The organism is Mycobacterium sp. UM_WGJ (assembly GCF_000455125.1).
Taxonomy (GTDB): Bacteria; Actinomycetota; Actinomycetes; order Mycobacteriales; family Mycobacteriaceae; genus Mycobacterium.
The window spans coordinates 1-10547 of the sequence record NZ_AUWR01000080.1 but is presented as its reverse complement, the minus strand read 5'-3'; the positions used below and the strand labels follow the sequence as shown (position 1 = coordinate 10547).

The window sequence follows — 10547 nt, the reverse complement described above, 5'->3', positions numbered from 1 at the left end:
CCGCCAAGTGGGGCTGACGGAGCGCAAGCTCTGGCCTGTCACGCCTGGCTTCGGGGGCATTCTTCGGGCGATCCGCGACGCGCACCCCGGCGTAGGGTCCTTGGAATGCCTCTAATGCGTAGTGACGGTGACAGCTGGGACATCACCACCAGCGTCGGGTCGACGGCCTTGTTCGTGGCCACTGCCCGGGCCCTGGAGGCCGCCAAACCCGATCCGGTGGCGGTCGATCCGTATGCGGAGCTGTTCTGCCGGGCTGTCGGCGGGGACTGGGCGGCCGTGCTGGACGGCAACCTGCCCGACCACGAGCTGTTGTCCAGTGAGTTCGGGCAGCACTTCGTCAATTTCCAGGGCGCGCGCACCCGGTACTTCGACGACTACTTCAGCGGTGTCGTCGACGCCGGGGTGCGCCAGGTGGTGATGCTGGCGGCCGGACTGGACTCCCGCGCCTTCCGGTTGTCCTGGCCCGACGAGACAACGATCTTCGAGTTGGACCAGCCGCAAGTCCTCGGCTTCAAGAGTTATGTGCTGTCGCAGCGCGGCATCCGTCCCAAGGCCGAGCGGCGTGAGGTCGCGGTCGATCTGCGCGAGGACTGGCCGCAGGCGCTGCGTGACGCCGGCTTCGACCCCGCCCAGCCCTCAGCCTGGATCGCCGAGGGCCTGTTGATCTACCTGCCCGCTGTCGCTCAGGAGCAGCTGTTCACCGGTGTCGATGGCCTTGCCGCTTCGGGCAGTCACGTCGCGGTCGAGGACGGCGCCCCGATGCCCCAGGACGCCTATGAAGCCGCGGTTGCGGCCGAAGTCGAGGCAGGCGACGACACCCGCATCTTCCATCGGCTGGTCTACAACGAGCAGCACGCGCCTGCGGATCAGTGGTTCGGTGCTCGCGGCTGGACCGCGGCGGTGACACCCCTGGCCGATTGCCTGCGCCAGTTGGGCCGTCCCGTCCCGGGGCCGGACACCCAGGCCGGTCAGATGATCTTGCGGAACTCCCTGATGTGGGCGGTCAAGAGTTAGGAGCGGTCAGCGACCGCGGCGAGAACCGCTGTGGAAGCCGAACCGCGCATGCGGTAGCGTGCGGAACAATCGAAAATGATTTTCAATAAGGAGTCGGTGATGGGTTGGAACGACGTCGGCGCGCCAGCGTCCCGTTTGTGGGCTGAAAAGCCGCCTGCGGGAGTGATGGAAGTCGCCTGCCGACCGTCTCGATCGATCTCGACAGTTAGCTTATGCAATGCTAACTTCAGCCGGGTTGGTGCAGTCAAGAACAGTGAAGGGGCGAGCCACGCATGAACAACGGTGATGCGGCTCTGCTGGCCCCGCAACCCCGGGTCGACGAGGAAACCCTCAGCCGGTTCGCCACCTGCTGTCGAGCCCTCGGCATCGAGGTCTACCAGCGCAAACGTCCTGCAGACCTGACGGCGGCCCGTACTGGCTTCGCGGCGCTGACCCGGATCGCGCACGAGCAGTGCGACGCCTGGATCGGCCTTGCCGCCGCCGGCGACCAGTCGCCGCGGGTGCTCGCGGCCGTCTCGCAGACCGCCGCCAGTGCCGGCGCCCTGCAGCGGCGCCTGGACCTTCAGCAGGGTGCGCTCGGGTTCCACTACGACACCGGGCTATACCTGAAGTTGCGCGCCACCGAAGCCGACGACTTCCACCTGGCGCACGCCGCGCAGCTGGCGATGGCCGGCCGGTGCGCCGAGGCGAACGCGGTGGTCGCCGAGATCGCCCAGCGGCGTCCCGACTGGAATGACGTTCGCTGGATGGCGATCGCGGTGAACCACCACGCCGGCCGCTGGTCGGACATGGTCAAGCTGCTGACTCCGATCGTCAACGACCCGGACCGAGACGAGTTGTTCACCCACGCCGCGAAGATCGCGCTGGGGATCGCGCTGGCGCGCCTGGGCATGTATGCCCCGGCGTTGTCGTACCTGGAGGAGCCGGACGGGCCTATCGCGGTCGCCGCCACCGACGGCGCCTTGGCCAAGGGACTGATCCTGCGGGCCCAAGACGACGAGGAATCCGCAGCCGAAGTGCTGCAGGACCTCTATGCCGCCAACCCGGAGAACGAGCAGGTTCAACATGCCTTGTTGGACCACAGTTTCGGGATCGTCACGACCACCGCGGCCCGGATCGAGGCCCGAACCGACCCCTGGGACCCCAACACGGAGCCGAGCGCCGAGGACTTCGTCGACCCGTCGGCCCACGAACGCAAGGCCGAACTGCTGGCCGAGGCGGAGCGTGAACTCGGCGAGTTCATCGGGCTGGCCGAGGTCAAGAACCAGGTGCAGCGACTCAAGAGCTCGGTGGCCATGGAAGTGGTGCGCAAGCAGCACGGCCTGGCCGTCGGCCAGCGCACCCACCACCTGGTCTTCGCCGGTCCGCCCGGGACCGGTAAGACCACCATCGCGCGCGTGGTGGCCAAGATCTACTGCGGCCTGGGCCTGCTGAAAAAAGAGAACATCAAAGAGGTGCACCGTGCCGACCTGATCGGTCAGCACATCGGTGAGACCGAGGCCAAGACCAACGCCATCATCGACAGTGCTCTCGACGGTGTGCTGTTCCTCGATGAGGCATACGCCCTGGTGGCCACCGGCGCCAAGAACGACTTCGGACTGGTCGCCATCGACACGCTGCTGGCGCGGATGGAGAACGACCGCGACCGGCTGGTGGTGATCGTCGCCGGTTACCGGGCCGACCTGGACCGGTTCTTGGACACCAACGAAGGTCTGCGGTCGCGTTTCACCCGCAGCATCGACTTCCCGTCCTACCAGCCGCCGGAGCTGGTCGAGATCGCGCACAAGATGGCCGAGCAACGCGACAGCCGTTTCGAGCAGTCCGCACTCGAAGAGATGGAGGCGCTGTTCGGTCAGCTGGCCGAGGCGTCGCACCCCGACGCCAACGGCGTCGCCCGGCGCAGCCTGGACATCGCCGGCAACGGCCGGTTCGTGCGAAACGTCGTCGAACGCTCCGAGGAGGAGCGCGAATTCCGGCTTGACCATTCCGAACAATCCGGCACCGGACTGTTCACCGATGAGGAGCTCATGACCATTACGACCGAAGATGTTCGTAACTCGGTGGCGCCGTTGCTGCGTGGCCTGGGCCTGGAGGCCAAGGCATGAGCGCGGCCCAATCCGACCGGCCCGATGACGAGCGGCGATCGTTCGCGTCACGGACCCCGGTCAACGAGAATCCCGACCGGGTCGAGTACCGGCGCGGTTTTGTCACCAAGCATCAGGTCAGCGGCTGGCGTTTCGTCATGCGGCGCATCGCCTCCGGCGTAGCCCTGCACGACACCCGGATGCTCGTCGAACCACTGCGCTCCCAAGCGCGTGCGGTGCTGATGGGACTGCTGGTGCTGGCCACCGTCGCCGCCGGCTGCTTCGTCTTCACCCTGATCTGGCCCAACAGCGCGGCCAAAGACGACCCGGTGCTGGCAGACAAGTCCACCTCCGCGCTGTATGTGCGCGTCGGCGACCAGCTGCACCCGGTGCTGAACCTGACCTCCGCCCGCCTGATCGCCGGCCGGCCGGTCAACCCGACCGTGGTGAAAAGCACTGCGCTGGACAAGTTCGCCCGCGGCAACCTGATCGGCATCCCCGGGGCCCCAGAACGCATGGTGCAAAGCAGCTCCCATGACGCCGACTGGACGGCGTGCGACTCCGTGACCGGCTCGACTGCCGGGGTCACAGTGATCGGTGGCCCGTTGGACTCCAACGGATCCCGTGCCGGTGCGCTCGAAGCGCAGGATGCGGTGCTGGCCGACAACGGTGCCGGCGCATGGCTGCTGTGGGACGGCAAGCGCAGCCGGATCGACCTGGCCGACCACGCCATCACCGGTGCCCTGGGTCTGGGCGAGCGGGGTTCGGCGGTGCCCACCCCGCGCCCGATCGCCACCGGCCTGTTCAACGCGATCCCGGAGGCGCCGGCCCTGGTGGCGCCGGTGATCCCCGGCGCCGGCGGCAAGCCGGCATACGACCTGCCCTCGGCCGCGCCGGTGGGCGCAGTTGTGGCGGCGCACTCGCTGGACGGCAACGCGCAAAGCACCCTGCGTTACTACGCGGTGCTGGAGGATGGTTTGCAGCCGATTTCTGGTGTGGTGGCGGCGGTGTTGCGTAATACGGATTCGCAGGGTTTGGAGCGGCCGCCGGTGTTGGGTGCTGATGATGTTGCGCGGCTGCCGGTTTCGCGGCAGTTGGATGTGTCGCGTTTCCCGGAGCAGCCGGTCAGGGTGGTTGATGCGGTGTCGGCGCCGGTGACGTGCGCGCATTGGAGCAAGCCGGCTGGGGCGAGCACGAGTTCGTTGACGTTGTTGTCGGGTTCGGCGTTGCCGTTGCGTGAGGGTGTGCAGACCTTGGATCTGGTGGGTGCGGGAGTGGGCGGCACTGCCGCACGCGTCGCGTTGACGCCGGGCTCGGGTTATTTTGCTCAGAGTGTCAACAGTGACCCGGCGGCCAACGCCAGCGCGGGCCCGCTGTTTTGGATTTCGGATACCGGTGTGCGCTATGGCATCAACACCGAGGCCGGCACCAATGGCGGCGAGGGAGACACCATCTCCGCGCTTGGTTTGAGTGGGCCGGCGTTGCCGATTCCGTGGTCGGTGTTGTCGCAGTTTGCTGTTGGTCCTGCTTTGTCGCGCAGTGATGCGTTGTTGGCTCATGATGGGTTGGCGCCGGATGCGCGTCCGGGTCGTCGTGCCACGGCTGGGTTGGGTGGCGTTTCTAGTGTTGGGGAGTCCCGGTGAGTCGTTTGATTTTTGAGGCCCGTCGTCGGTTGCCGGTGCCGCCGGTTGATCGGGGCACGATCACGATTGAGCCGCCGCCGGAGTTGCCGCGGTTGGTTCCGGCGTCGTTTTTGCAGCGGGCGTTGCCGGTGGTGATTGTGATTTTGATTGTGGGCATGGTGATTGCCATGGTCGCGACGGGGATGCGGTTGGTGTCTCCGGTGATGTTGTTCTTCCCGTTCGCGTTGTTGGTGGCGGCGGCCGGGATTTATCGGGGTGGGGATAAGAAGGCCCGCACGGTTGAGGTTGATGCTGAGCGGGCGGATTATCTGCGGTATTTGTCGGTGGTTCGCGACAATATTCGGGGTTCGGCGGCTAAGCAGCGGGCAGCGGCTCAGTGGTCGCATCCGGATCCGGTGGATTTGGTGGCGGTGCCGGGTTCGCGTCGGCAGTGGGAACGCGATCCTCATGATGAGGATTTTTTGGTGGTGCGCACGGGCCGGCATGCGGTGGGGTTGGCCAGTGCGGTGCGGGTGACTGATACCGCTGATGAGATTGATTTGGAGCCGGTCTCTCACAGTGCGTTGCGCAGTTTGCTCGATACCCAGCGCACGGTGCGGGATGTGCCGGTGGGTATGGACTTGGCGAAGCTGTCGCGGATCACGGTTTTGGGTGAGGGCCAGGACGCCGCTGCTGAGGTGCGTGCGGCGGTGCGGGCCTGGGTGGCTCAGGCGGTGTGCTGGCATGACCCGACGATGTTGGGGGTGGCGTTGGCCTCACCGGAGTTGGAATCCGATGCGTGGAGCTGGTTGAAGTGGTTGCCGCACACTGATATCGCCGGCGCTGTCGATGGGGTGGGTCCGGCCCGTTATCTGGCGGCCAGTGGTGAGCAATTGGTGTCGTTGTTGGCGCCGGTGTTGGCGGGCCGCCCGGCGTTCACCGGTGAGCCGGCTGAGTCGGGTCGGCATTTGTTGGTGATCATCGATGACCCTGATTTTGATGTGGCGGCCTCGGTGTTGGGGTCGGCGCGGGCCGGGGTGAGTGTGATCGTGCGGGCGACGGTGGCGCCGAGCCGCGAGCAGTACCCCGATCCTGAGCGTCCGATCCTGCGCATCAGCGCCGGTGGGGGTGCGATTGATCGGTGGCAGTCGGGGGGCTGGGCGCGTTATGTCGATGCCGCCGATTCGTTGGGGGCTGCGCAGGCGGCGCATGTGGCGCGGCGGCTCTCCCGCTGGGATTCCAACCCGACCCATGCCGGGTTGCGCTCGGCGGGCACTCGGGGGGCCACCTTCACCAGCTTGTTGGGCATCAGCGACGCCTCCCGGTTGGATGTGGCGGCATTGTGGTCCCCGCGTAGCCGGGAAGAAGAACTACGGGTGCCGATTGGGGTGACCGCGACCGGGGAGCCGTTGTACTTCGATCTCAAGGATGAGGCCGAGGGCGGGATGGGTCCGCACGGGTTGATGATCGGCATGACCGGCTCGGGTAAGTCCCAAACTTTGATGGCGATCTTGTTGTCCTTGTTGACCACGCATTCGGCGGATCGGTTGATCGTGATCTACGCCGACTTCAAAGGCGAGGCCGGCGCCGACATCTTCCGGCACTTCCCGCAGGTCGTGGCGGTCATCTCGAACATGGCCGAAAAGAAATCCCTCGCCGATCGCTTCGCGGACACGTTGCGCGGTGAGGTGGCGCGGCGGGAGTTGTTGCTGCGTGAGGCGGGCCGCCGGGTTCAGGGCAGTGCGTTTAACTCGGTGACCGAGTATGAGGCCGCGATCGCCGCCGGTCATGACCTGGCGCCGATCCCGACGTTGTTCATCGTCGCTGATGAATTCACCTTGATGCTGGCCGATCATCCCGAGTACGCCGAATTGTTCGACTATGTGGCCCGTAAGGGACGCTCATTTCGCATCCACATCCTGTTCGCGTCGCAAACGTTGGATGTCGGCAAGATCAAAGACATCGACAAGAACACCTCCTACCGCATCGGGTTGAAAGTCGCCTCGCCCAGCGTGTCTCGCCAGATCATCGGGGTCGAAGACGCCTATCACATCGAGTCGGGCAAAGAACACAAGGGCGAGGGCTTTTTGGTGCCGGCCCCAGGCGCGGCCCCCATCAAATTCCGCAGTACTTATGTCGACGGGATTTATGACCCGCCCCGGCAATCACCGGCGGTGGTGATGCATGCCCTGCCGGAGCCGAAACTGTTCACCGCCGGTGCCGTCGATGCCGGTACGCAGACCACCGTCGTGGGCGAGGTCGACGAAGAGGTGTTGGGTCCGCCGCGCAAGCTGATCGCCACCATCGGCGATCAGTTGGCCAACTACGGGCCGCAAGCCCCGGCGTTGTGGTTGCCCCCGTTGGATGACCCGATCCCGCTGGCGGCCACGTTGGCTTCTGCCGGGATCGCTGAGCGGGCGTTGCGCTGGCCGTTGGGTCAGATCGACAAGCCCTTCGAGATGCGCCGTGACCCGCTGGTCTTCGATGCCCGCTCCGCGGCGGGCAACCTGCTCATCCACGGTGGCCCCAAATCGGGTAAGACCACGGCCTTGCAGACGTTCATCCTCTCCGCCGCGGCGCTGCATTCACCGCGGGAAGTCAGCTTCTACTGCCTCGATTACGGCGGCGGGCAGTTGCGGGCCCTAGAAGACCTGGCCCATGTGGGCAGTGTCGCCTCCGGGTTGGAGCCCGAGAAGATCCGGCGCACCTTCGGCGAACTCGAACAGTTGTTGACTGCGCGTCAGCAACGCGAAGCGTTCCGCGATGGCAGCATCGGCGCCCTCAACGACGGCTACGGTGAAGTCTTCTTGGTGATCGACAACCTGTATGCGTTCAGCCGGGATAACACCGATGCGTTCAACACCCGCAACCCGCTGCTGGCCAAAGTCACCGAACTGGTCAACGTGGGCCTGGCCTACGGCATCCACGTGATCGTCACGACCCCGAGCTGGCTGGAAGTCCCGTTGGCCATGCGCGACGGGCTCGGCTTGCGCCTGGAACTGAAACTGCACGATGCCCGCGACAGCAACGTGCGGGTGGCCGGAGCGTTGACCCGCCCGGCTGAGGCGGTGCCGGCCAACCAACCCGGGCGTGGTCTGACCATGGCCGCTGAGCATTTCTTGATCGCCGCACCGGATCTGGCCCAGATCGAGGCGATCAACGCCCGCCATCCCGGGCTGGCGGCACCGCCGGTGCGGTTGTTGCCGACCAACCTGGCACCCGAAGAAGTCGGGGTGCTCTATCCCGCGGTCGATCATGTGGTCATCGGGGTCCGCGAAGAGGACCTGGCCCCCGTGCAGGTGGACTTCACCACCAACCCGCTGCTGCTGGTGCTCGGGGACGCCAAATCCGGCAAAACCACCCTGCTGCGCCACATCATCCGCACCGTGCGGGAGCACTCCAGTGCTGATCAGGTGGCGTTCACCGTCATCGACCGCCGTTTGCACCTCGTCGATGAACCCCTCTACCCCGACAATGAGTACACCGCGAACATCGATCGGGTCATCCCGGCCATGCTCGGCCTCTCCGCGTTGATCGGCTCCCGCCGGCCCCCCGCAGGCCTATCGGCAGCGGATCTGGCCTCCTGGAGCTATGACGGCCACACCCACTACCTGATCATCGACGACGTCGACGCCATCCCCGACACCCCGGCCCTGACCGGCCCCCACGCCGGGCAACGACCATGGACCACCCTGATCGAACTGCTCTCCCAAGCAAACGATCTCGGACTACGGGTCATCGTCACCGCACGCGCCACCGGCTCAGCACACGCCTTAATGACCAACCCACTACTGCGACGGCTCAACGACCTGCAAGCCACCACCCTGATGCTCTCCGGCAACCCCGCCGACAGCGGCAAAATCCGCGGCCAACGCTTCGCACGCCTACCCGCAGGACGCGCAATCCTCCTAACCGACAACGACGAACCCACCTACCTACAACTAGTCAACCCAACATTCAGCGAAACCTTGACGCGCTGACGCGTATCGAATTACGGAAGGGGAAATTGTCATGACGCTCAATGTGGTTCCGGAAGGTCTCGCCGCCGCCAGTGCAGCGGTCGAGGCATTGACCGCCCGTCTGGCGGCAGCGCAGGCCAGCGCCGCCCCGCTGATCACCGCGGTGGTTCCACCAGCCGCCGACCCGGTGTCGCTGCAGACCGCTGCCGGTTTCAGCGCGCAGGGCAGTGAGCACGCCGCGGTGGCGGCGCAGGGCGCCACCGAGTTGGGCCGCGCCGGTGTCGGTGTCGGTGAGTCTGGTGTCAACTACGCCGCCGGTGACGCGGCGGGCGCCTCGACGTATTTCTTGGGCACGCGCGGCTGATGATTTCCGCCCCGGTCTGGATCGCCTCCCCGCCGGAGGTGCATTCAGCATTGCTGAGCAGCGGCCCCGGACCGGGTCCGTTGTTGTCGGCTGCCGGGGTGTGGAATTCATTGAGCGTCGAATACGCCTCAGTGGCAGACGAACTCACCGCTCTGCTCGGGGCGGTGCAGACCGGCGCATGGCAGGGACCCAGCGCCGAGCAATACTTGGCCGCGCACGCGCCGTATCTGGCGTGGCTGGGCCAGGCCAGCGCGGACAGTGCCGGGGTAGCCGCGCAGCATGAGGTGGCCGCCACGGCGTACACCAGCGCGCTGGCGTCGATGCCGACACTGGCCGAACTGGCCACCAATCACATGACGCACGGGGTGCTGGTAGCCACCAACTTCTTCGGGATCAACACGATCCCGATCGCGCTCAACGAAGCCGACTATGTCCGGATGTGGATCCAGGCAGCCACCACCATGAGCACCTATCACGCGGTGTCCGGTGCGGCCCTGGCGTCGGCGCCGCGGCCGGTGGAGGCCCCTCCGGTGGTCAAGTCCGATTCGGCCTCGCCTGCCGACGACACTTCCTCGGGGGGCATCGGGGATTTCTTCACCAGGCTGTTCGAACAGCTCGGCCAGCTCCTGGCCAACCCGATCGGGGTGATCCGGGAGATCCTGAGCACGCCCGGCGCCCTGGTGACCTGGTTCCCCTTGCTGTTCTTTATCGCCTACGAGGCCTTCTTCATCCCGTTCGGCTTCACCTTCTGGGGAGTGATGCTGGGCGCGACGATCATGGTGCCGATCGTCCTGGGCGTCGGGCTCGCCTACCTGGCCGACCTCCTGGGCGGGGACTGGACCATGGACGAGGTCGCCAAGCCGGCGCCGGGTGCGGCCGCCCCATCGCCCGATCGGCCGACCGTCGCGGTGGCAGGCTTTGGGCCCGGGATCGCCACACCCGGTGCGGCGAGTGTTCCGGCAGCGCCGCCCGCCCCGGCGGCGGCACCTCCCGCTCCGGCAGCCGGGGCGATGGGCTTCGGCTACCTGGTCGGAGGGGGCGACCCGGGTACCGGACTCGGCCCGACCCTGACCGACCGCAACAAGGCGCAGGCACCGTCGTCACGGGTGCCCGCTGCCGCGGCGGCGGTGAGCAGCTCAGCCCGGGAAAGATCTCGGGCGCGGCGGCGGCGCCGCGCTGTCCTGCACGACCACGCCGACGAGTTCATGGACATGAATTCGGGTCCTGCAACCGATCCCGCCGGGGAGACGCCGTCCGCGGCTGGATCGGACCGCGGCACCGGGCCGCTCGGATTCACCGGAACGGTGGAAAAGCGTGCCGGCAGTGCGGCATCCGGGTTGACCACCTTGACCGGTGACGGATTCGGCGGCGGCCCGAATATGCCGATGTTGCCCGATACCTGGAGCGATAAAGAACTTGGCGACTCCGCTGGGGAGTCGGAATCGGAACCGAAGTAGAAGTCAGGAAAGGAGTGCGGGGATGAGTATGTTGGATGCGCATATTC

General features: G+C 66.4%; 6 protein-coding genes. All 6 read left to right on the top strand.

The features are described from left to right. The first annotated feature begins 114 nt into the window (after window positions 1-114). Window positions 115-1014: a class I SAM-dependent methyltransferase gene (locus N416_RS0119920; RefSeq protein WP_024443856.1), complete on the top strand. Its 900-nt coding sequence runs from the start codon at window positions 115-117 to the stop codon at window positions 1012-1014. A gap of 272 nt (window positions 1015-1286) precedes the next feature. Continuing rightward, complete coding sequence (gene eccA / locus N416_RS0119915; RefSeq protein ID WP_024443855.1) at window positions 1287-3119, top strand: type VII secretion AAA-ATPase EccA; 1833 nt, start codon at window positions 1287-1289, stop codon at window positions 3117-3119. Next, window positions 3116-4741: a type VII secretion protein EccB gene (gene eccB / locus N416_RS0119910; RefSeq protein WP_024443854.1), complete on the top strand. Its 1626-nt coding sequence runs from the start codon at window positions 3116-3118 to the stop codon at window positions 4739-4741. The genes eccA and eccB overlap by 4 nt, the downstream gene beginning before the upstream one ends. Continuing rightward, complete coding sequence (locus tag N416_RS0119905) at window positions 4738-8700, top strand: type VII secretion protein EccC (RefSeq protein ID WP_024443853.1); 3963 nt, start codon at window positions 4738-4740, stop codon at window positions 8698-8700. Before eccB ends, N416_RS0119905 begins: the two co-directional genes overlap by 4 nt. A gap of 31 nt (window positions 8701-8731) precedes the next feature. After that, a complete protein-coding gene (locus N416_RS0119900) occupies window positions 8732-9043 on the top strand; it encodes a PE family protein (protein ID WP_024443852.1) in 312 nt (103 codons plus the stop codon). Next, window positions 9043-10500: a PPE family protein gene (locus N416_RS0119895; protein ID WP_051190329.1), complete on the top strand. Its 1458-nt coding sequence runs from the start codon at window positions 9043-9045 to the stop codon at window positions 10498-10500. Before N416_RS0119900 ends, N416_RS0119895 begins: the two co-directional genes overlap by 1 nt. The last annotated feature ends 47 nt before the right edge of the window (window positions 10501-10547 follow it).

Coding starts and splice junctions, on each gene's coding strand:
- N416_RS0119900 (WP_024443852.1), top strand. CDS start 8,732: ATGACGCTCAATGTGGTTCCGGAAGGTCTCGCCGCCGCCAGTGCAGCG.
- N416_RS0119895 (WP_051190329.1), top strand. CDS start 9,043: ATGATTTCCGCCCCGGTCTGGATCGCCTCCCCGCCGGAGGTGCATTCA.
- N416_RS0119920 (WP_024443856.1), top strand. CDS start 115: ATGCGTAGTGACGGTGACAGCTGGGACATCACCACCAGCGTCGGGTCG.
- eccA (WP_024443855.1), top strand. CDS start 1,287: ATGAACAACGGTGATGCGGCTCTGCTGGCCCCGCAACCCCGGGTCGAC.
- eccB (WP_024443854.1), top strand. CDS start 3,116: ATGAGCGCGGCCCAATCCGACCGGCCCGATGACGAGCGGCGATCGTTC.